Annotated in this window: 20 protein-coding genes; 18 read left to right on the forward strand and 2 right to left on the reverse strand. The window is 64.6% G+C overall.

Translation table 11 applies throughout. The features are described 5' to 3' along the window. The first annotated feature begins 7 nt into the window (after positions 1–7). The 5 genes from LDZ27_RS06545 to LDZ27_RS06565 all read left to right on the forward strand — a co-directional run bounded on the left by LDZ27_RS06545 (position 8) and on the right by LDZ27_RS06565 (position 5,266). Positions 8–1,213 carry a CaiB/BaiF CoA-transferase family protein gene (locus tag LDZ27_RS06545; RefSeq protein ID WP_244815875.1) on the forward strand — a complete coding sequence of 402 codons (1,206 nt, stop codon included), beginning with the start codon at positions 8–10 and terminating at the stop codon, positions 1,211–1,213. Between the two features lie 118 nt (positions 1,214–1,331). Next, entirely contained in the window at positions 1,332–2,369 is a 1,038-nt protein-coding gene (locus tag LDZ27_RS06550; RefSeq protein WP_244815876.1) for an ABC transporter substrate-binding protein, read from the forward strand. A 3-nt stretch (positions 2,370–2,372) separates the two neighbouring features. After that, on the forward strand, positions 2,373–3,206 hold the full coding sequence (locus LDZ27_RS06555) for an ABC transporter ATP-binding protein (RefSeq protein WP_244815877.1): 834 nt from the start codon (positions 2,373–2,375) through the stop codon (positions 3,204–3,206). Then, the gene (locus tag LDZ27_RS06560; protein WP_244815878.1) at positions 3,196–4,020 is read left to right on the forward strand and encodes an ABC transporter permease; all 825 of its coding nucleotides are present in this window, start codon (positions 3,196–3,198) and stop codon (positions 4,018–4,020) included. Before LDZ27_RS06555 ends, LDZ27_RS06560 begins: the two co-directional genes overlap by 11 nt. A gap of 331 nt (positions 4,021–4,351) precedes the next feature. After that, positions 4,352–5,266, forward strand: coding sequence for a glycosyltransferase family 9 protein (locus tag LDZ27_RS06565; RefSeq protein WP_244815879.1), 915 nt, complete (start codon positions 4,352–4,354; stop codon positions 5,264–5,266). 37 nt (positions 5,267–5,303) lie between these two features. Here the strand turns inward: LDZ27_RS06565 and LDZ27_RS06570 are convergent, their stop codons facing one another. After that, positions 5,304–6,278 (reverse strand): NADPH:quinone oxidoreductase family protein, encoded by a 975-nt coding sequence (locus LDZ27_RS06570; protein WP_244815880.1) that lies wholly within the window; start codon positions 6,276–6,278, stop codon positions 5,304–5,306. Between the two features lie 103 nt (positions 6,279–6,381). Between LDZ27_RS06570 and surE the strand changes: the two genes are divergently transcribed. From surE to rlmD, 6 genes are read left to right on the forward strand one after another with little or no spacing between them, the layout of a single operon-like run. After that, positions 6,382–7,140 carry a 5'/3'-nucleotidase SurE gene (gene surE, locus LDZ27_RS06575; protein ID WP_244815881.1) on the forward strand — a complete coding sequence of 253 codons (759 nt, stop codon included), beginning with the start codon at positions 6,382–6,384 and terminating at the stop codon, positions 7,138–7,140. Continuing rightward, positions 7,137–8,162, forward strand: a complete 1,026-nt coding sequence (locus tag LDZ27_RS06580; protein ID WP_244815882.1) for a protein-L-isoaspartate(D-aspartate) O-methyltransferase — start codon at positions 7,137–7,139, stop codon at positions 8,160–8,162. Before surE ends, LDZ27_RS06580 begins: the two co-directional genes overlap by 4 nt. Positions 8,163–8,167: 5 nt before the next feature. Next, positions 8,168–9,124: a peptidoglycan DD-metalloendopeptidase family protein gene (locus LDZ27_RS06585; RefSeq protein ID WP_244816056.1), complete on the forward strand. Its 957-nt coding sequence runs from the start codon at positions 8,168–8,170 to the stop codon at positions 9,122–9,124. Positions 9,125–9,136: 12 nt separating this feature from the next. Beyond that, the gene (gene rpoS, locus LDZ27_RS06590; protein ID WP_244815883.1) at positions 9,137–10,243 is read left to right on the forward strand and encodes an RNA polymerase sigma factor RpoS; all 1,107 of its coding nucleotides are present in this window, start codon (positions 9,137–9,139) and stop codon (positions 10,241–10,243) included. 53 nt (positions 10,244–10,296) lie between these two features. Continuing rightward, complete coding sequence (locus tag LDZ27_RS06595; protein WP_244815884.1) at positions 10,297–11,073, forward strand: 3'-5' exonuclease; 777 nt, start codon at positions 10,297–10,299, stop codon at positions 11,071–11,073. A 60-nt stretch (positions 11,074–11,133) separates the two neighbouring features. Then, the gene (rlmD, locus tag LDZ27_RS06600; protein WP_244815885.1) at positions 11,134–12,552 is read left to right on the forward strand and encodes a 23S rRNA (uracil(1939)-C(5))-methyltransferase RlmD; all 1,419 of its coding nucleotides are present in this window, start codon (positions 11,134–11,136) and stop codon (positions 12,550–12,552) included. Positions 12,553–12,642: 90 nt separating this feature from the next. On the opposite strand, the gene LDZ27_RS06605 is transcribed toward rlmD, so the two are convergent. Continuing rightward, a complete protein-coding gene (locus LDZ27_RS06605; RefSeq protein ID WP_244815886.1) occupies positions 12,643–13,341 on the reverse strand; it encodes a Bax inhibitor-1/YccA family protein in 699 nt (232 codons plus the stop codon). A 117-nt stretch (positions 13,342–13,458) separates the two neighbouring features. Here LDZ27_RS06605 and LDZ27_RS28990 point away from each other — a divergent pair, with 117 nt between their 5' ends. The 7 genes from LDZ27_RS28990 to LDZ27_RS06635 all read left to right on the forward strand — a co-directional run bounded on the left by LDZ27_RS28990 (position 13,459) and on the right by LDZ27_RS06635 (position 20,239). Further along, a complete protein-coding gene (locus LDZ27_RS28990; protein ID WP_370653373.1) occupies positions 13,459–13,596 on the forward strand; it encodes a hypothetical protein in 138 nt (45 codons plus the stop codon). 69 nt (positions 13,597–13,665) lie between these two features. Further along, on the forward strand, positions 13,666–14,091 hold the full coding sequence (gene ndk, locus LDZ27_RS06610) for a nucleoside-diphosphate kinase (protein ID WP_244815887.1): 426 nt from the start codon (positions 13,666–13,668) through the stop codon (positions 14,089–14,091). Between the two features lie 142 nt (positions 14,092–14,233). Then, positions 14,234–15,376: a 23S rRNA (adenine(2503)-C(2))-methyltransferase RlmN gene (gene rlmN / locus LDZ27_RS06615; protein ID WP_244816057.1), complete on the forward strand. Its 1,143-nt coding sequence runs from the start codon at positions 14,234–14,236 to the stop codon at positions 15,374–15,376. 186 nt (positions 15,377–15,562) lie between these two features. Further along, positions 15,563–16,669 carry a RodZ domain-containing protein gene (locus LDZ27_RS06620; protein ID WP_244815888.1) on the forward strand — a complete coding sequence of 369 codons (1,107 nt, stop codon included), beginning with the start codon at positions 15,563–15,565 and terminating at the stop codon, positions 16,667–16,669. 145 nt (positions 16,670–16,814) lie between these two features. Continuing rightward, positions 16,815–18,131 carry a flavodoxin-dependent (E)-4-hydroxy-3-methylbut-2-enyl-diphosphate synthase gene (ispG, locus tag LDZ27_RS06625; protein ID WP_244815889.1) on the forward strand — a complete coding sequence of 439 codons (1,317 nt, stop codon included), beginning with the start codon at positions 16,815–16,817 and terminating at the stop codon, positions 18,129–18,131. Between the two features lie 6 nt (positions 18,132–18,137). After that, positions 18,138–19,487, forward strand: coding sequence for a histidine--tRNA ligase (gene hisS / locus LDZ27_RS06630; RefSeq protein ID WP_244815890.1), 1,350 nt, complete (start codon positions 18,138–18,140; stop codon positions 19,485–19,487). Positions 19,488–19,609: 122 nt separating this feature from the next. Beyond that, a complete protein-coding gene (locus LDZ27_RS06635) occupies positions 19,610–20,239 on the forward strand; it encodes a tetratricopeptide repeat protein (RefSeq protein WP_244815891.1) in 630 nt (209 codons plus the stop codon). Positions 20,240–20,356: the final 117 nt, after the last annotated feature.

Here is a 20,356-nt window from a genome sequence, read left to right on the forward strand (position 1 = left end):
ACAGGACATGGGCGCAACGACCGGACCGCTCGCCGGCGTCAAGGTGCTGGAACTGGGCACGCTCATCGCGGGGCCGTTCGCGGCGCGCTTCATGGGCGAATTCGGCGCGGATGTCATCAAGATCGAAGATCCGAATGGCGGCGATCCGCTGCGCAAGTGGCGCAAGCTCTATCCCGAAGTGGGCGGCACGTCGCTCTGGTGGGCGGTGCAGGCGCGCAACAAGAAGTCCGTGACCGTCAACCTGAAAGCGGAAGAGGGCAAGGAGATCGTGCGGCGGCTCGCGAGGGAAGCGGATATCGTCGTCGAGAACTTTCGGCCCGGCCTGCTCGAAAAGCTCGGTCTCGGCTACGAAACCTTGTCCGCCGAGAATCCCGGCCTCGTGATGGTGCGGCTTTCAGGCTACGGACAGACCGGGCCGTACCGCGATCGTCCGGGATTCGGCGCGATCGCCGAATCGATGGGCGGCCTGCGGCACATCACGGGTTATCCGGATTTGCCGCCGCCGCGCATCGGCATCTCCATCGGGGATTCGATTGCCGCGCTGCACGGCGTGATCGGCGCGTTGATGGCGCTGCATCATCGGCAAGTGAACGGCGGCAAGGGCCAAGTGGTCGATGTCGCGCTCTACGAGGCCGTCTTCAACATGATGGAGAGCGTGGTGCCCGAGTACGGCGTCTACGGGCTCGTGCGCGAGCGCACGGGCGCATCGCTGCCGGGCATCGTGCCGTCGAATACGTATCCGTGCCGCGACGGAAGCGTCGTGATCGGCGGCAACAGCGATCCCATCTTCAAGCGTCTGATGACCGCCATCGACCGCCCCGATCTCGCGAACGACCCCGCGCTCGCCTCGAACGACGGCCGCGTGCCGCGCACGCAGGAAATCGACGACGCCATCGCCGCATGGCTCTCGACGCGCAGCATCGACGAGGCGCTCGCCGTGCTCAACGCCGCCGACGTGCCGGCCGGTCGCATCTACAGCGTCGCGGACATGTTCGCCGATCCGCAATACATCGCGCGGCAGATGCTGCAACGCTTTCCGTGGCAGGACGGGCGCGAGATCACGCTGCCCAACGTCACGCCGAAGCTCTCCGAAACGCCGGGCGAAACGCGCTGGCTCGGGCCGGGACTCGGTGAACACACCGATGAAGTACTTCAAACGCTCGGGTATCATCCCGACGATATTGCGCGGCTGAGGGCGGCCAAGGTGATCTGAGTCGCCTGACGTTCGCCTCGAGCGCGCAAAGAACAAAAAATCGCAACCGCGTTGCATAAAAAATGGGATCGGGGTTAAGCGCACAAGCGCCGGCTCCGTCCGACAGGAGACAACAACGATGAAACGCAGGACGTTCATCGCGAGCGGCGCCGTGCTCGCGGGTGGTGTGGTGTCCGGCATGCCGGTCGCATTTGCCGCGGGCAAGCCCGAGCAGACGAAGGTGTCGATCGCGGTCGGCGGCAAGAATCTCTTCTACTATCTGCCGCTCACCATCGCGGAGCGCCGCAACTATTTCAAGGACGAAGGGCTCGAGGTCGAAATCGCGGATTTCGCGGGCGGCGCGAAGGCGTTGCAGGCGGCCGTCGGCGGTAGCGCCGACGTCGTGTCCGGCGCGTTCGAGCACACGCTCCTGCTGCAGGCGAAGAGTCAGTATTTCCGCGAGTTTGTGCTGCAAGGACGCGCGCCGCAGATCGTGCTGGCGGTATCGAAGAAAACGATGCCGAACTACAAGTCGGTCGCGGACCTGAAGGGCAAGAAGATCGGCGTGACCGCGCCGGGCTCGTCGACATCGATCATGGCGTCGTTCGTGCTCGCGAAGGCCGGGCTCAAGGCGACGGACGTGTCGTTCATCGGCGTCGGTGCGGGAGCGGGCGCGATCGCCGCGCTGGAATCCGGCCAGATCGACGCGATCGCGAACCTCGATCCCGTCATGACCAAGCTCGACCGCGCGGGCGACATCCGCATCGTGTCGGACACGCGCACGCTCGCCGATACGAAGACCGTGTTCGGCGGCAACATGCCGGCCGGCTGCCTGTACGCGTCGCAGAGCTTCATCAACAAGAATCCGAACACGACGCAGGCGCTCGCGAACGCGATGGTGCGCGCGCTGAAGTGGCTGCAGGCGGCATCGGGCAAGGATCTGATCGCGACCGTCCCCGAGAGCTATCTGCTCGGCGACCGCGCGCTGTATCTGGATTCGTGGCAGCACGTGAAGGAAGCGCTTTCGCCGGACGGCCTGATGCCCGAGGACGGCCCCGCGACGTCGCTCAGGACGCTGCAGGCCTTCGACGAAACGGTGAAGGGCAAGCCGATCGACCTGTCGAAGGCGTGGACCAACGACTTCGTGAAGAAGGCGCTCGCGACGGTCAAGGTCTGACCGATGACCACGACAGCCAAGCACGCGCTTGCGCTCGCGGACGTGACCTGTACGTTCGCCTCGCGCGAGGGCGGCAAGCACCGCTACACGGCCGTTCGGGATACGAATCTAACCGTCGCGCCGGGCGAATTCGTGTCGGTCGTCGGTCCGACCGGCTGCGGCAAGTCCACGCTGCTCAACGTGTCGGCGGGGCTTCTGCCGCCTTCGTCGGGCACTGTCAGCGTGTTCGGCGAACCGCTCAAGGGCATCAATGCACGCGCGGGCTACATGTTTCAGGCCGACGGACTGATGCCCTGGCGCTCGGCGCTCGACAACGTGACCGCCGGGCTCGCGTTTCGTGGCGTATCCAGGCAGGAGGCGAATGCGCTCGGCGAAGCGTGGCTGAAGCGCGTCGGACTCGGCGGCTTCGGCGACCGCTATCCGCATCAGTTGTCGGGCGGCATGCGAAAGCGCGTCGCGATGGCGCAGACGTTGATTCTCGATCCCGACATCGTCCTGATGGACGAGCCGTTCTCCGCGCTCGACATCCAGACGCGCCAGTTAATGGAGAACGAGTTGCTCGACCTTTGGGCGGCCAAGCGCAAGGCGGTGCTTTTCATCACGCACGATCTCGACGAAGCGATTTCGATGTCCGATCGCGTCGTCGTGCTGTCGGCGGGGCCGGGCACGCATCCGATCGGCGAGTTCGCGATCGACTTGCCGCGCCCGCGCGATGTCGCCGAGATTCGCTCGCATCCGCGCTTCGTCGAACTGCACGCGCAAATCTGGGGCGTGCTGCGCGAAGAAGTTTTGAAGGGCTATCAGCAGCAGTTGAGGCAAAAGGATCATGTGGAATAAGCTGCGCCCGAATCGTTCGAACCTTGTCGTATGGCAATGGCTTTTGCTCGTCGTTTGCTTCGTGCTGTGGTACGTGCTGACCAGCCCGACGCTCCTTCCGCCTTTCTATTTCGACGACGCGAGCAAGGCCGCGTTCTTCTTCGGCGAGCCGCAGAAGGTGCTCGTGCGAATCTGGGAGTGGTTCGCGACCGGCGAAATCTACATTCATCTCTGGGTGACGTTGATCGAGACGGTGCTCGCGTTCGTCATCGGCACGGTGTTCGGGCTCGCGGTCGGCCTGTGGCTCGCGCTCGCGCCGACGACGAGCGCGCTGCTCGACCCGTACATCAAGGCCGCCAACTCCATGCCGCGCGTGATTCTCGCGCCGATCTTCGCGGTGTGGTTCGGGCTCGGCATCTGGTCGAAGGTCGCGCTCGGCGTGACGCTCGTGTTCTTCATCGTCTTCTTCAACGTCTATCAGGGCGTGAAGGAAGTCAGCCCCGTGGTGCTCGCCAACGCGCGCATGCTCGGCGCGAACCGCAAGCAGTTGCTGCGCTACGTGTACCTTCCCAGTGCGACGAGCTGGGTGTTTTCGAGCTTGCATACGTCGGTGGGGCTGGCGTTCGTGGCGTCGGTGGTGGGCGAGTATCTCGGCTCGGCGCGCGGTGTCGGCTATCTGATTTTGCAGGCCGAAGGCACCTTCGACATCAACACGGTGTTCGCGGGCATTCTCGTGCTGACGGCGTTCGCGCTCGTGCTCGACGGGTTGGTAGGCCTCTTCGAGCGCCGGCTGATGAAGTGGCAGCCGAAGACCGGCGAGACGGAAAAGCTCTAGGCCGCATGGCTTACGCCTCGCGCGCCTCGCGATTTTTTTGGGCGTCGCGAACTTCTCCGCGAACTTCTCCGCGAACTTCTCCGATAAATCAGCGACAAAACGTGCCAGACGGGGCCTGCGAGATCGGTTAAGTTCTCGCCGTTCAACAACGAAAGCTCCGTCCGGCCGTGCGCCTTCAGCGCATCGGGCGCTTTGAGCGCATCCACGGCGTCAGCGCCTCCTCGTCAGAAGCAACGAATCTCAAGCTCATGCCAGCACGCTCCTTCCGTGTCCCGAAGCGGCCGTTCGTCCTCGCCGCGGCGCCCATCCACGCGTCGGCGCGAGGGGCGCGATGAAGCTGCAGCCCGGCCACTCGGTCGCGGTGGCGCTGCCGCAGGCGATCGGTGACAGCCTCATCGGGCTCGTCCTCGTCCATAACCTCGTTCGTAACGGCATCAGCCCGGTCGTGTTCGGCTGGGTGGCGGAGCACCTGAAAGACTGGTTTCCGCACGCGACGGTGGGCGAGCCGGACGCCTGCCGGGGCGCCTTCGACGTGGTCATCGAAATCTTGCCGACCCGCTACGGCGCCGCGTTGAGCCGCTCGGGGCAGACGCTGTGTCTCGCGCGCATGCCGCAGTATGGCGGCTCGAAGCACATGATCGACCGCATCGTCGATATCGCGGAGAACATCCTCGGTCTGCGCGACGTGACGCGCGGCAACGGCCTCGTCGTGCCGCCGGGCGTGGTGCGCGCGCGCGTCGCCGATCGCGTCGTGATCCATCCGACGGGCAGCCATCCGGAAAAAATGTGGAGCCGTGCGAAGTTTCTCGCGCTCTCGCGGGCGCTCGCGCGTCGCCGCCTCACGCCCAGCTTTCTCGTCGCGCCGGACGAGCTTCCCGCCTGGGCCGATATCGCCGAAGAAGGCTGCGAAATCAATGCGCTCTCGCGCCTGAGCGAAGTGGCGACGTGGATCGCGGAATCGGCGTGGTTCATCGGCAACGATTCGGGACTCGGGCATCTCGCATCGTCGATAGGCGTGCCCACGCTCACGCTTTTCATGCGCCGGGGACTCGCGCGTTCGTGGCGTCCCGGCTGGGGGCCGGGCGCGGTCGTGCTGCCGCCTTCCGTGGTGCCGACAGCCGGCCTAAGAGAGCGTCTCTGGAAGCAGTTGCTGACCGTGCCGCGCGTGATGGCGGGCTTCGACGCGTTGCGCGCGGCGGACGAGCACGCGGTGCGCCCTTACGCGGCGGCAGCGTCGGGCAAGTGACGGCCGTCGCCCGACGCATGCGTGCGCCGTCGCATGCTCAAGGTTCGATCACGACTTTTCCTGTCACCCGGCGATTCATCATGTCGTCGAGCGCCTGCGGCGCTTCGTCCAGCGTGTAGCGCCGCGTCACGGCCGGGCGCAGCTTGCCCGCCTTGATCCACTCGACCATCGTCGCGAATTCGAGTTCGGCGAGCGCGGGCTCGCGCCGCATGTGATCGCCCCAGAATACGCCGACGATGCTCGCGCCTTTGAGCAGCGCGAGATTGAACGGCAGCTTCGGAATTTCGCCATTGGCGAAGCCGACGACGAGATAGCGTCCGCGCCACGCAATGCTGCGAAACGCCGGCTCCGCATACGCACCGCCCACCGGATCGAACACGACGTCCGGACCGTTGCCGCCGGTCAGCGCCTTCACGCGCTCGCGCAAGTCTTCCTTCGTATAGTCGATGACATCGTCCGCGCCGTGCTCGCGGCAGAACGCGAGCTTCTGCGCGCTCGACGCCGCCGCGATCACCCGCGCGCCCACGATCTTCGCGATCTGCACCGCCGCGAGGCCGACCCCGCCGGCGGCGCCGAGCACGAGCAGCGTCTCGCCGGCCTCGAGCGCGCCGCGATCGACGAGCGCGTGATACGACGTGCCGTAGGCGAGCGTGAACGCGGCGGCATCGGCGAAAGCGACGTCATCGGGAAGGGCGATGCATGCGGTCTCCGCCGCGCGCGCCTGTTCCGCGAACGCGCCTTGCGCCGTGTACGCCGCCACGCGCATGCCGGGCGCAAAGCGCGTGACGCCCGCGCCGGCTTCGCGCACCACGCCCGAGAACTCCGCGCCCGGCGTGAACGGCAGCGGCGGCTTGAACTGGTACTTGTTCTGAATGATGAGCACGTCGGGAAAATTGACGCTCGCGGCCTTCACGTCGATGACGAGTTCGCCTGCTCCGGGATGCAGGTCGGGCAGCGTTTCGATGGTGAGCGAATCGGGTAATCCGTGCTGGTTGCAGCGAACGGCGCGCATGGCGTCTCCTGTTGTCGTGTGCCTCAGTTTATGACAGCGCGCGCGGCCTGCGCGAGGCCGGCCGCTCGTCCGCGCGCCATCTTTCCTCGGTTACAATCGTCGGATGCGAATCCTACTCAGCAACGACGACGGTTATCTGGCGCGCGGCATCAATGTGCTGCACGACGCCTTGCAGCCGCTCGGCGAAGTGACCGTGATGGCGCCCGAGCAGAACTGCAGCGGATCGTCCAACTCGCTCACGCTGTCGCGGCCCCTGAGCATCCATCGCGCGCCGAACGGTTTCAATTTCGTGAACGGCACGCCGACCGATTCCGTGCATATCGCGCTCACCGGCATGCTGGAGACGCGGCCGGATCTCGTCGTGTCGGGCATCAACAACGGGCAGAACGTCGGCGAGGACACGCTGTATTCCGGCACCGTCGCGGCGGCTACCGAAGGTTTCATGTTCGGCATTCCGGCCATCGCGTTTTCGCTCGTTGGCCGCGACTGGCTTCATCTCGAAGATGCGGCGCGCGTGGCGGCGGAAATCGTCGCGCATTTTCTCGACCATCCGATGCCCGGTCATCCGTTGCTGAACGTCAATATTCCAAGCCTGCCGTATGAGCAACTCGGCGAATGGCGCGTGACGCGCTTAGGCAAGCGCCATCCTTCGCAGCCGGTGATCCGGCAGAACGATCCGCGCGGCAATCCGATCTACTGGATCGGCCCGTCGGGCGATGCGCTCGACGCAAGCGAAGGCACCGATTTCCACGCGGTCGCGAACGGCTATGTGTCGATCACGCCGCTGCAGCTCGATCTGACTCACACGAAGCTCATGGCGGAGACGCGCGAATGGGCGCGCGCCGGGAGCCGCCGCTCATGACCGACGAGCGCGCCAAGCGCTTTCCGCTGGCGCTCGCGGATCTGGTACGCGAGCCGCGCAAGCCCGCCGGCCGCGCCGACGCATCGCGCGTCAAGTCCGCTGCGGCCTCCGGCGCTTTGCGATCGGCGCCCGCTGTACAGAAAGGCGTGTCGGCTGCGTCGGCTTTTGCATCGAAGGCGGCGAGCGCAAATGGAAAACCGGTTTCAGCCGTGACCCGCAGTCCGGCGCAGGCGCCGCATCCGCGCACGAGCGCGTTGCGCACCGCGCAGCGTGCGGCCGAACGCGAGCCGAATTTCAGCACGAATCCCAAGCCGGCCGCCACCGCGAAGAAGGCCGCGCCGAATCCCGCCCCCAACGTCGCGCTGACGAGCACGCAGACGCTGACCTCGGAACGGGTGCGCGAGCGGATGGTCGAACGGCTGCGCGGGAACGGCATCAGCGACACGCGCGTGCTCAACGCGATGTCCGCGGTGCCGCGCCACATGTTCGTCGATCCCGGACTCGCGGCTCAGGCCTACGAGGACGCCGCGCTGCCCATCGGGCATCATCAGACCATCTCGAAGCCTTCGGTTGTCGCGCGCATGATCGAACTGGTCGCGTCGGGGCGAACGCTCGACAAGGTGCTCGAGATCGGCACCGGCTGCGGCTATCAGGCGGCGGTGCTGTCGCAGGTGGCGACCGAGGTGTATTCCATCGAGCGCGTGCGCCCGCTGTCGGAGCGCGCGAAGCTCAATCTCAGGCCGCTGCGCGTGCCGAATATCCGGCTGCATTATGGCGATGGCCGTCTGGGTCTGCCCGCCGCCGCGCCGTTCGACGCGATCGTGATCGCGTGCGCGGGGCTCGACGTTCCGCAGGCGCTGCTCGACCAGCTCGCGGTCGGCGGCAGGCTCGTCGCGCCGGTCGGTTCGCAGACGGCGCAGTCGCAAGTGCTGACGCTCGTCACGCGCGTTTCCGCGACGCAATGGCGCGAGTCGCAACTGGATCGCGTTTTCTTTGTACCTTTAAAATCCGGAGTGATTTGACACCGATGAGTATCTTGCGTGCTTTCCGAGAAGGGCGTGCGGACGTTCGCCTGACGGCGGCGCAGCGCGGCGTGTGCGTCCTGGCGCTGTCCGCCCTGGCGGCGTGTTCCACGCGCATGGACATGGCGCCCGTGGTCGACAAGACGGGCGCGCCCATCGGCACCGATGCCGCGCAGGCGGCCGCCTCCAACGGGCCGCCGCCGCCGGGTTATTACCGCGTGAAGCCGGGCGACACCCTATATCGGATCGCACTGGAAAACGGTCAGAATTATCACGATATCGCCGCCTGGAACAATCTGACGAACCCGAATCAGATCGAGGTCGGTCAGCTCGTGCGCGTGGCGCCGCCGGGGGCGAATGTCGCCGCGGCGACGCCGGGCGTTTCGACGGCTCCGATCGCGGGCGGCGCGGTGCAGGCGCAGCCGCTCGGCGGTGCGCAGCAACCGGGCATTTCAACCGGAGCGGCACAGCCGCCGTACTACGGCCCGAGTTCGGGCATCGGTGCTGCGCCGGGCGCGGCGGTCGGCATGACGCCGGGTGCGACGCCTGGCACGACAGCGGGCACGACGCCGGGCACCGATACCGCGGCGGCGGCTCAACCGGCGTTCATCTGGCCGGCGCGCGGCCCCGTCATCGGCACGTTCGACGACGCGAAGAACAAGGGTTTGAATATCGGCGGTGCGGCGGGCGATCCGGTCAACGCTTCCGCGGATGGACGAGTTGTCTACTCCGGAAATGGGCTGCGCGGCTACGGCAATCTCATTATCATCAAGCACGATGCGACTTTTCTCACGGCGTATGCACATAACCGCGCTTTGATGGTAAAAGAGGGAGACGCGGTGACTAAAGGGCAGAAGATCGCTGAGATGGGCAACAGCGATTCGGACCGTGTGATGTTGCATTTCGAAGTTCGCCGGCAGGGAAAACCTGTTGACCCACTGAAGTATTTGCCGCCGCAATAATGCGGAGCCATCATGCCGAAAACGAAGCGCCGCCTGCCGCAAGCCGAGACTGAGACGATCAGCCGACCTTTGCAAGTGTCGGTGGAAAACGGCGCTTCGACCCGCGACGACGACGCCGAGAACATCGACGTCGACGTCGATTCGGACGAAGAAGGCGCGAGCCGCGGCAAGGGCGCGGACGAAGGTGCGGAAGGCGGCGAAGGCGCAAACGGTTCCGCCCCCGAAGCCGACGATTTCCGCTCGCTGCTTCAGGCCGAACTCACGGCCGATACCATCCAGCACTACCTGAACCGCATCAGCGTGAAGCCGCTGCTTACCGTCGAGGAAGAGCAGCGTTACTCGCGCCTCGCCAAAGCCGGCGAGTTCGAGGCGCGGCAGGTGATGATCGAGCGCAATCTGCGGCTGGTCGTCAGTATCGCGAAGGGATATCTGAACCGTGGCGTGCCGCTGCTCGATCTCATCGAGGAGGGCAATCTCGGACTCATGCACGCAATCGAAAAATTCGATCCGACGCGCGGGTTTCGTTTTTCGACGTATGCAACGTGGTGGATTCGCCAGAGCATCGAACGCGCGATCATGAATCAGGCGCGCACGGTGCGCTTGCCGGTGCATGTCATCCGTGAATTGAACCAGGTGCTGCGCGCGAAGCGTCATCTGGAAAAAAATTCCGCCAATTCGAACGATGCCGTCGCGCCCGAGCGACGCGACGCGAGCATCGACGATATCGCGTATCTCACGGGCAAGACGCCCGAGGAAGTCACCGACATCCTCGCGCTCAACGAGCACACGGCTTCACTCGATGCGCCGCTCGACCTCGATCCCGGCAGCAGCCTGCTCGACCTGCTCTCCGACGATCAAAGCCAGTCACCGGATGCCGAAGTGCAACACCGCGAACTGGAATCGCTCACGCGCCTGTGGCTCTCGCGTTTGTCGGACAAGCATCGGCATGTGATCGAGCGGCGTTTCGGACTGAATCACATCGAGCCGGCCACGCTCGAAGAACTCGCCGACGAAATGGGCCTCACGCGCGAGCGGGTGCGCCAGATCCAGCAGGAAGCGCTCGTGCGGCTCAAGCGCTTCTTCGCTTCCAATGGCGTTCGCAAGGACGCCGTGCTTTAACGCTTGATGCGCGCCCGCGAGGGCGTCGCATCGCTGTACTTCTGCACGATTCAATGACACCGATTCTCGTATTCGACATCGAGACCATTCCCGATGTCAACGGCATTCGCCGTCTCGAAGATTTGCCCGCCGATCTCTCCGAACGCGAAGTCGCGGACTACGCGTTCGAAGCGCGCCGCGAGCGCGTCGGCAACGACTTCCTGCCGCATCACCTGCAACGCGTCGCGGCGATTTCCTGCGTTTTCCGCGACAACAACGGCTTTCGCGTGCGCTCGCTCGGCACTCCGAGCGACGGCGAGGCGTCGCTGATCCAGTCGTTTTATCGCGTGATCGAAAAATACACGCCGCAGCTTGTCTCATGGAACGGCGGCGGCTTCGACCTGCCGGTGCTGCATTACCGCGCGCTCGTTCACGGCATCGCCGCGCCGCGTTACTGGGACCTCGGTCAGGACGACCGCGAGTTCAAGTTCAACAACTACATCAGCCGCTATCACATGCGGCACATCGACCTGATGGACGTCCTCGCGATGTATCAGGCGCGGGCCAACGCGCCGCTCGATGCGCTCGCGAAGCTGTGCGGCTTTCCCGGCAAGCTCGGGATGGACGGCGGCAAGGTGTGGGAGGCGTTCTGCGACGGCCGCATCAACGAAATCCGCAACTATTGCGAAACGGATGTGGTGAACACGTACTTGATGTATTGCCGTTTCCAGTTGATGCGCGGCGGTTTCACGGCCGACGAGTATGCCGACGAGATCAATTTCGTCAAAAACGCGCTCGGACAGGAAGCCTCGCCGCACTGGGGCGAGTACCTCGCCGCGTTCGGACGATGACCTCGTAACGGTTCGTCTACAATCTCGCCTTTGCCATCACGTCAGTCAGGAAGTCCGCAGGTGTCTGAAGCCGCTCGAAAAAACTCGCATCGCCGCCGTGCAGCGCCGGCCAGATCCGTTACGCCCGATCCCTCGTTCGTCGCGCCGGAAATCGAAATCGACGCGCTCGATATGGAAGCGCGCGGCGTCGGCCGCACCGTCAACGAGGACGGCGAGCCGGGGAAGGTGATTTTTGTCGAGGGCGCGCTGCCGGGCGAACGGGTGAGCTATTCGAGCTATCGCAAGAAGCCGAGCTTCGAACAGGCGCAGGTCGTCAAGGTGTTGCGCGAGAGCGTGATCCGCGCGAAGCCGAAATGCCAGTTCTTCGGCACGTGCGGCGGTTGCTCGATGCAACACCTGGACGTGCGCGCGCAGATCGCGGTCAAGCAGCGCGTGCTCGAGGACAACCTTCAGCATCTCGCGAAGCTGCGCGCCGAAACCATGTTCCGGCCGATCCACGGACCGTCGTGGGGATACCGCTATCGCGCGCGCCTGACCGTGCGGCACGTCGAGAAGAAGGGCGGCGTGCTGGTCGGCTTCCACGAACGAAAGAGCAGCTACGTCGCCGACATGACGAGTTGCGAAGTGCTGCCGCCGCATGTTTCCGCGATGCTCGTGCCGCTGCGTCACCTCGTCGCCGGGCTGTCGATTCGGGACCGCATGCCGCAGATCGAGTTGGCGGTCGGATCGGATCTGACCGCGCTCGTGCTACGCATTCTGGAACCGCTCACCGAAGCCGACGAAGCGCTGCTGCGCGTTTTCGCCGACGAGCACGGCGTGCAGTTCTGGCTGCAGCCGAAGGGCCCGGACACCGTCTACCCGTTCTATCCGCTCGACCGCGAACTCGCCTACACGCTGCCGGAATTCAACATCCGCATGCCGTTCAAGCCGACGGATTTCACGCAGGTCAACCACCAGATCAACCGCGTGCTCGTCGCGCGCGCGCTGTCGTTGCTCGCGCCCGAACCGAACGATCGCGTGCTCGACCTTTTCTGCGGCATCGGCAACTTCACGCTGCCGCTTGCGCGGCTGTCGCGCGAAGTCGTCGGCATCGAGGGCAGCGAGGCGCTGACGACGCGTGCGCTCGAAAACGCGAAGTTGAACAGCGTCGACGGGCATACGTCGTTCGCGTGCCGCAATCTGTTCGAAGTGACCGCCGAGGACATGCGCGCGCTCGGTGCCTTCGACAAATTCCTGATCGATCCGCCGCGCGAGGGCGCGCTCGCGGTGTCGAAAGCGCTCGCGGACATTGCGCAAAGCGGCGACGACGCGGCTCTGCCGAAACGCATCGTCTACGTGTCGTGCAATCCGGCGACGCTCGCCCGCGATGCCGGCCTGCTCGTGCACGAAGCCGGCTACCGGATGAAGGGCGCGGGCGTCGTCAACATGTTCCCGCATACGTCGCACGTCGAATCGATTGCGCTTTTCGAGCGCGACTGAGGCGGCGCGTGACGTGCTGCCGCGCTTTCAGCGGACACAAAAAAACCGGCCCGAAGGCCGGTTTTTTATTGGAAGCCGCGTATTCGCCGATCAGTTGCGGTTGCCGCCGAAAATGCCCAGCAGCGCGAGCAGGTTCGTGAACACGTTGTACAGGTCGAGGTAGATCGCGAGCGTCGCGCTGATGTAATTCGTCTCACCGCCGTTCACGACGCGCTGCACGTCGAAGAGCATGTACGCCGAGAAAATCACGATGGCGAGCACGGAGATCGTCATCATCAGCGCCGGCAGTTGCAGGAAGATGTTCGCGAACGCGGCCAGCAGAATCACCAGCACGCCCATGAACAGCCACTTGCCGAGGCCGGAGAAGTCGCGCTTGCTGACCGTTGCGATCGTCGCCATGCCGGCGAAGATCACGCCCGTGCCGCCGAAGGCCATCATGATGAGTTGCGGCCCGTTCGAAAAGCCCAGGATGAAACTCAGGAGCCGGGACAGCATCAGGCCCATGAAGAACGTGAAGCCGAGCAGGACGATGACGCCCATCCCGCTTTCCTTGGTCTTTTCGATGGCGAACATGAAGCCGAACGCGATGGCCAGAAACGCGATGAAGCTCATTGTCGGGCTGGTTGCCGCGAACAGCGAGAAGCCGGTCGCGACGCCGACCCATGCGCCGAGAACTGTCGGCACCATGGATAGCGCGAGCAGCCAGTAGGTGTTGCGCAGCACCTTGTTGCGCACCTCCGCGGAGGTGACGCTGCCGTTACGGCCAAAGCTGTAGGGGGATTCGTTCATGGTTTCTCCTTGCTCCAATTGTCTGTCGTTCGGTTTGCGGCCCTTACCGTCGAACGCGATGATAAAGCCGCGGACTTAAACGATTCTTAGCGCTGCATCGGTGCGTGCTGCGTTCGGTTGCAATGCCGATTTCCGCTCCGATATGGCCCCGGCGCGCGCAGAATTCAATGCTCGGCCACGATTTCTTCACTGGCGCCGCGCCAGCCCTCGCAACCCTTTGATGCTTACGGCGCCGTAAGGTTTCCATCGCAATGATACCTTGGTTCGTGATACAATTGCAGATTCGTTTTAATCCGTAAACCGTTAATTTTTTGGAGTTTTTTCATGGCGATCGAGCGCACCCTGTCGATTATCAAGCCGGACGCAGTGGCAAAGAACGTTATCGGCCAGATCTACAGCCGTTTCGAGAACGCTGGTCTGAAGATCATCGCGGCTCGCATGGTTCACCTCTCGCGCGCCGACGCGGAGAAGTTCTACGCGGTGCACGCAGCGCGTCCGTTCTTCAAGGACCTCGTGGAATTCATGATTTCCGGCCCGGTCATGATTCAAGCGCTCGAAGGCGAGAACGCGATTGCCAAGAACCGCGACCTGATGGGCGCGACCGATCCGAAAAAGGCGGACAAGGGTACGATCCGCGCCGACTTCGCTGACAGCATCGACGCGAACGCCGTGCACGGCTCGGACGCTCCGGAAACGGCGCGTCAGGAAGTGGCGTTTTTCTTCCCGGAAGTGAACGTCTACTCGCGTTAATTCATGCGTTGGTCGCCGCGCCGCTTCGATGGCGCGGTCAAACGCGCCGCAACGCACGCATAGTTGTTAGAAAGCAGAAATTGGCGCGAACGGCCCCGGACATCCCTCCGGGCTTCGCAATCTGGAAATGGCAGAACTCGACATGACGAGCAGCAGCACCGTCAATCTTCTCGATCTGGACGCCGCGGGCCTCGTCGCTTATTGCGGCAGCCTCGGCGAAAAGCCGTTTCGCGCCAAGCAATTGCAGCGCTGGATTCATCAGTTCGGAGCAGACGACTTCGACGGCATGACGGATCTCGCGAAATCGCTGCGCGAAAAACTCAAGGGCCGCGCTACGCTGGCGATGCCCGACATCATGAGCGACCACGTTTCGTCCGACGGCACCCGCAAGTGGTTGATCGACGTCGGCAACGGCAATGCGGTCGAAACCGTGTTCATCCCCGAAGAAACGCGCGGCACGCTGTGCGTTTCGTCGCAGGCGGGATGCGCGGTCAATTGCCGGTTCTGTTCCACCGGGAAGCAAGGTTTTTCCCGCAATTTGACGACGGGCGAGATCATCGGCCAGTTGCGCATGGCCGAATTCGCGCTGCGCAAGTCGCTCGGGCGAGAAGTCGGCGGGCCGGGCAAGGGCGAGCGCGTCGTGACGAACGTCGTCATGATGGGCATGGGCGAGCCGATGCTCAATTACGACGCGGTCGTGCCGGCCATGCGCCTGATGCTAGACGACAACGCCTACGGCCTCTCGCGCCGGCGCGTTACGCTGTCGACTTCGGGCGTCGTGCCCATGATGGACCGGCTCGCCGCGGATTTGCCCGTGGCGCTCGCCGTGTCGCTGCACGCGCCGAACGACCCGCTGCGTGACATGCTGGTGCCGCTCAACAAGAAGTATCCGCTGCGCGAATTGATGGCCGCGTGTCAGCGCTACCTGAAGGTCGCGCCGCGCGATTTCATCACGTTCGAATATTGCATGCTCGACGGCGTCAACGACACCGAGGCGCACGCGCGCGAGCTGCTCGCCGTCACGCGCGATGTGCCTTGCAAGTTCAACCTCATTCCGTTCAATCCGTTCCCCGAGTCGGGCCTCACGCGCTCGAAGAACGAGCAGATCAAGCGGTTCGCGCAGGTTCTTATCGACGCGGGCGTCGTCACGACGGTGCGCAAGACGCGCGGCGATGACATCGACGCGGCGTGCGGTCAGCTCGCAGGCGCGGTGCAGGATCGCACGCGCCTCGCGGAACGCACGCAGCGCGCGGGAAGCAAGGTGATCGAGGTGCGGGCGGTCTGACGCGCGATGGCTCGAGCGCGTGGCCAACGGGCGACCTTGATGGAGCGAACGCCTGTTCGGGGCGCGCAAAGCCGAACATTTTGTTATAAAGCGGTCTGCAACAACGCCGGAGTTGTATCGTTCAGTGCTTTTTGAACTCGGCGGCGCAACAGCGCTATAAAGAAGAATCGATGCGAGGAATTTGGGATGAGTGAGCCGCAACACCCGACGCCTTTCGGCAGTCATACCGGCGATCTGCCTGGCGGTCAGCACGACGGCCAGGTGCGAGTCGGAGGGGCGGCAGCGGGCGAGGATCAGGTGGGACCCCTGGACTCGATGCAGGCTGTCGGCGCGCGCCTCGCGCAACTGCGCCACGCAAAAGCATGGTCGATCGACGACGTATCGGCGCGTCTCAAGGTTTCGCCGCAGAAGCTGGCCGCGCTCGAGCACGGCGACATCAGCCAGTTGCCGGACCGCACGTTCGCGGCGGGTATCGTTCGTAGTTACGCAAAGATTCTCGGCGCCGACCCCACGCCTTTCACGCAGGCTTTTCGCCGCGACGGCGTGCCTGTCGAACACAACCTGAAGGTGCCGGCGTCGTCCGGGGCGGGCCTTCCGCGCGGGCGCGTGTCCGTGCCGCTCGGCAGCTCTTCCGGGCGCAAGCGCTCGTGGCTCTGGGGCATCGCGGCGATCGTCGTCGTGCTGGCCGCGCTCGCGATGTGGCACACCGGCGGCGATTCCTCGGCATGGCTCGCACGCCTGAAGTCGACTACGGGCGCCGGTTCGGCCGCGACGCCGAGCGACAAACCCGCAAGCTCGCAGGCCGCAACGCCCGACGAAGCCGCCGCCGCGAACACGGGCGAAGCGTCGTTGCCCGAAGTGGCGGCCGCGCCCGGCGAGCAGCCGATGCCGCGTCCGCTCGGCACGAACGCGCTGCCGGCATCGTCTTCGACGATCACGGCGGTGCAGAACGCGAGCGCGCCCGCTGTCGCCGCGCCCGCGCCGAAGGCGGCCTCCGCGACAGCGGCGGCGGCTTCCGCGCCTGCGGTCGCGAATACGGGCGCAGGCACCCACGCGGTCGAGCTCAAGGTGAAAGAGGACAGCTGGTTCAGCGTGCGCGGCAAGGACGGCAAGGAAGTGTTTTCCGGGCTCGTCCGCGCGGGCAGCACGCAGCGCGTTCAGGGCGAGGCGCCGTTCAAGGTGACCGTCGGGAACGCGAAGGGCGTCGATTCCATGTCGATCGACGACGCGCCCGTCGACGCCAAAAAGTATTCTTCCGTCCGCGGAAACGTCGCGCGTTTCTCGCTGCCCTAAAACGGCAACGCCAGCCGGCTAGACTCGGCGTATCAACGCGCGGACAAGTCAGGGGCGTCGCGGCCATCGCCGTGACGCCCGTTCGAGGTTTCATCCAAGCGGCCTTCGCTGCCCCGCAGCGCGCCGGTGGCCAAAGGGTTTTTCGATGCAATCCCAAGCTCAATCCCTGATTAGCAGCAAGATATGTTCGACCGAGCCGGTCTTCGGCGGTCCGTTGCAGCGGCGCGCGTCGCATGCGGTGGACGTGCGCTGGGGCGGCCAACTCGTCACCATCGGCGGCGACGCGCCCGTTCGCGTGCAGTCGATGACCAACACCGACACCGCCGACGCCATCGGCACGGCAATCCAGATCAAGGAATTGGCGCAAGCGGGCTCGGAATTGGTTCGCATCACGGTGAATACGCCTGAAGCAGCGGCGGCCGTGCCCCATATTCGCGAGCAGCTGGACCGCATGGGCGTGACGGTGCCGCTCGTCGGCGATTTCCACTACAACGGCCACTTGCTGCTGCGTGACTATCCGGCCTGCGCGGAAACGCTGTCGAAGTACCGGATCAATCCGGGCAATGTCGGTCAGGGTGCGAAGCGTGACACGCAGTTCGCGCAGATGATCGAAGCCGCGATCAAGTACGACAAGCCGGTTCGCATTGGCGTGAACTGGGGCAGTCTCGACCAGGACCTGCTCGCGCGCATGATGGACGAGAACGCGGCGCGCGCAACGCCGTGGGAAGTGCAAAGCGTCATGTATGAAGCGCTGATTCAGTCGGCGGTCGGCTCGGCGGAACGCGCGGTGGAACTCGGCCTCGGACGCGACAAGATCATTCTGTCGTGCAAGGTGAGCGGCGTGCAGGACCTGATCGCCGTGTACCGCGAACTGGCCAAACGCTGCAGCTTCGCGCTGCATCTCGGGCTGACCGAGGCGGGTATGGGCTCGAAGGGCATCGTCGCGTCGACGGCGGCGCTTTCGGTGCTGCTGCAGGAAGGCATTGGCGACACCATCCGCATTTCGCTCACGCCCGAGCCGGGCGGCGCGCGCACCGGCGAAGTCGTCGTCGGACAGGAAATTTTGCAGACGATGGGGCTGCGCTCGTTCACGCCGATGGTCATCGCGTGTCCCGGCTGCGGACGCACGACGAGCACGCTGTTCCAGGAACTCGCGTCGCAAATTCAGAACTATCTGCGCAACTCGATGCCCGTCTGGCGCGACCAGTATCCCGGCGTCGAAAAGATGCACGTCGCGGTCATGGGTTGCATCGTCAACGGGCCGGGCGAGTCGAAGCACGCGAACATCGGCATCAGTCTGCCGGGTTCGGGCGAAAATCCGGCCGCGCCCGTATTCATCGACGGCGTGAAGGCGAAGACGCTGCGCGGCGAGCGCATCGCCGAAGAATTCCAGCAAATCGTTAGCGACTACGTCGAGCGCACTTACGGCCAGCGCGTCGAGACGTCCGCGGCATCACTCTAAAGACAGATGACTGAACAGAAGAAACGGCTCGCGAAGCTGAGTGGCGTGAAGGGCATGAACGACATCCTCCCGCAGGATGCCGCGTTGTGGGACTTCTTCGAAACCACCGTCAAGTCGATGCTGCGCGCATACGGCTATCAGAACATTCGCACGCCGATCGTCGAACATACGCAACTGTTCACGCGCGGCATCGGCGAAGTGACCGACATCGTCGAGAAGGAGATGTACAGCTTCACCGACGCGCTCAACGGCGAGCATCTGACGATGCGTCCCGAAAATACGGCGGCTGTCGTGCGCGCGACGATCGAGCACAACCTGTTGTATGACGGCCCCAAGCGCCTGTGGTACGTCGGTCCCATGTTCCGTCACGAGCGCCCGCAGCGCGGCCGTTACCGTCAGTTTCATCAGGTCGGCGTCGAGGCGCTCGGGTTCGCCGGGCCGGACACGGACGCGGAAATCATCCTGATGTGCCAGCGTCTGTGGGACGACCTGGGTCTCACCGGCATCCGGCTCGAGCTGAACTCGCTCGGGCAGGCGGAAGAACGCGCGGCGCATCGCGAGGAACTGATCGCGTATCTGGAAAAGCACGTCGATGCGCTCGACGAAGAAGCGAAGCGCCGTCTGTACACCAATCCGCTGCGCGTGCTCGACACCAAGAACCCGGCGATGCAGGACATCGCGCAGAACGCGCCGAAGCTCGTCGATTTTCTCGGCGAGGAATCGCGCAAGCATTTCGAAGGCGTGCAGCGCCTCCTGAAGGCGAACAACATTCCGTTCACGATCAACCCGCGTCTCGTGCGCGGCCTCGATTACTACAATCTGACCGTGTTCGAATGGGTCACCGACAAGCTCGGCGCGCAGGGCACCGTCGCCGGCGGCGGGCGCTACGATCCGCTCATCGAGCAGCTCGGCGGCAAGCCGACGGCTGCGTGCGGCTGGGCGATGGGCGTCGAGCGCATCCTCGAATTGCTGAAGGAAGAGAACCTCGTGCCGGAAGCCGAGGGCACGGACGTCTACGTCGTGCATCAGGGCGAGCGGGCGGCGGAGCAGGCGTTCATCGTCGCGGAGCGTCTGCGCGACACGGGGCTCGACGTCATCCTGCATTGCAGCCCGGACGGCGCGCCGGCGAGTTTCAAGTCGCAGATGAAGAAGGCCGACGCGAGCGGCGCGGCGTTCGCCGTGGTGCTCGGCGAGGACGAACTCGCGCAGGGCATGATCGGCGTGAAGCCGTTGCGTCGTTCGGGCGATGAAACGGCCGATGCGCAAAAGAACGCGCAAGTGAACGTTCCGGCGGAAGACTTGACCGAATACCTAATCAATGCGATGGTTGCAACCGCCGACGACGAGGATGCCTAAAACTTAGGCATCGAGTCGGTGAAAAGCCGCACGCATCGGGCGCAGTCACGTTCTCAGTCGTGGTTGCGCCATCGCGTGACGCGAACGAAGGGCCATGAAACGCAGGAAGGAATAGCTGGACGATGAGTTACCACGACGAACAAGAATCACTGGAAAGTGTCAAGGCCTGGTGGGCCAAATGGGGTAACGCCACGACCTGGATCGTGCTCGTGGCGCTCGTCGTCGCGGCCGGTTTCAACGGCTGGAATTACTGGCAGCGCCGTCAGGCGGCCGAGGCTTCCGTGCTGTACGACCGGCTTCAGCAGGCCGTGAACGGCAACGATCAGAAGCTCGTCGCGCGCGTCGCGGCGGACATGGAAGACAAGTTCGGCGGCACGGGCTACGCGCAGATGTCCGCGCTCGCGGCCGCGAAGTCGCTGTACATGGCGGGCGACACGGCCGGCGCGAAGGCGCAGTTGCAGTGGGCCATCGATCACGCGAAGGACGAGGAGTACAAGCAGATCGCGAAGCTGCGCCTCGCGCTCGTGCTGCTCGACGAGAAGAACTTCGACGCGGGCCTCAAGCTCCTCGCCGATGCTCCGCTCGATGCGTTCAAGGGCGTCGTCGCGGACCGTCGCGGCGATCTGCTTGCGGCGCAGGGCAAGCGTGACGATGCGCGCACGGCCTACAAGACGGCCCTCGACGCGCTGCCGAAGAACGATACGTCCGCGCGGCAACTGGTCCAGTTCAAGCTGGACGCGCTCGGCGGCTGATTTCCGTCGCCCCGGTCCTTCGTTCCGTTAGCGCCCAAGCCATTTCGCCAATCAAGCCGCCGCGCCGCGCATCGCCCGCAAGGGACACGCGGCCGCGCCGGTCAACCGAATTCACTC

The sequence above is a fragment of the Caballeronia sp. Lep1P3 genome (genome assembly GCF_022879595.1).
Taxonomy (GTDB): Bacteria; Pseudomonadota; Gammaproteobacteria; order Burkholderiales; family Burkholderiaceae; genus Caballeronia.

Coding starts and splice junctions, on each gene's coding strand:
- LDZ27_RS06635 (WP_244815891.1), top strand. CDS start 19,610: ATGAGTTACCACGACGAACAAGAATCACTGGAAAGTGTCAAGGCCTGG.
- hisS (WP_244815890.1), top strand. CDS start 18,138: ATGACTGAACAGAAGAAACGGCTCGCGAAGCTGAGTGGCGTGAAGGGC.
- LDZ27_RS06570 (WP_244815880.1), bottom strand. CDS start 6,278: ATGCGCGCCGTTCGCTGCAACCAGCACGGATTACCCGATTCGCTCACC.
- rpoS (WP_244815883.1), top strand. CDS start 9,137: ATGCCGAAAACGAAGCGCCGCCTGCCGCAAGCCGAGACTGAGACGATC.
- LDZ27_RS06620 (WP_244815888.1), top strand. CDS start 15,563: ATGAGTGAGCCGCAACACCCGACGCCTTTCGGCAGTCATACCGGCGAT.
- LDZ27_RS06580 (WP_244815882.1), top strand. CDS start 7,137: ATGACCGACGAGCGCGCCAAGCGCTTTCCGCTGGCGCTCGCGGATCTG.
- LDZ27_RS06560 (WP_244815878.1), top strand. CDS start 3,196: ATGTGGAATAAGCTGCGCCCGAATCGTTCGAACCTTGTCGTATGGCAA.
- LDZ27_RS06585 (WP_244816056.1), top strand. CDS start 8,168: ATGAGTATCTTGCGTGCTTTCCGAGAAGGGCGTGCGGACGTTCGCCTG.
- LDZ27_RS06555 (WP_244815877.1), top strand. CDS start 2,373: ATGACCACGACAGCCAAGCACGCGCTTGCGCTCGCGGACGTGACCTGT.
- LDZ27_RS06595 (WP_244815884.1), top strand. CDS start 10,297: ATGACACCGATTCTCGTATTCGACATCGAGACCATTCCCGATGTCAAC.
- rlmN (WP_244816057.1), top strand. CDS start 14,234: ATGACGAGCAGCAGCACCGTCAATCTTCTCGATCTGGACGCCGCGGGC.
- LDZ27_RS06545 (WP_244815875.1), top strand. CDS start 8: ATGGGCGCAACGACCGGACCGCTCGCCGGCGTCAAGGTGCTGGAACTG.
- LDZ27_RS06565 (WP_244815879.1), top strand. CDS start 4,352: ATGAAGCTGCAGCCCGGCCACTCGGTCGCGGTGGCGCTGCCGCAGGCG.
- surE (WP_244815881.1), top strand. CDS start 6,382: ATGCGAATCCTACTCAGCAACGACGACGGTTATCTGGCGCGCGGCATC.
- ispG (WP_244815889.1), top strand. CDS start 16,815: ATGCAATCCCAAGCTCAATCCCTGATTAGCAGCAAGATATGTTCGACC.
- LDZ27_RS06605 (WP_244815886.1), bottom strand. CDS start 13,341: ATGAACGAATCCCCCTACAGCTTTGGCCGTAACGGCAGCGTCACCTCC.
- ndk (WP_244815887.1), top strand. CDS start 13,666: ATGGCGATCGAGCGCACCCTGTCGATTATCAAGCCGGACGCAGTGGCA.
- LDZ27_RS06550 (WP_244815876.1), top strand. CDS start 1,332: ATGAAACGCAGGACGTTCATCGCGAGCGGCGCCGTGCTCGCGGGTGGT.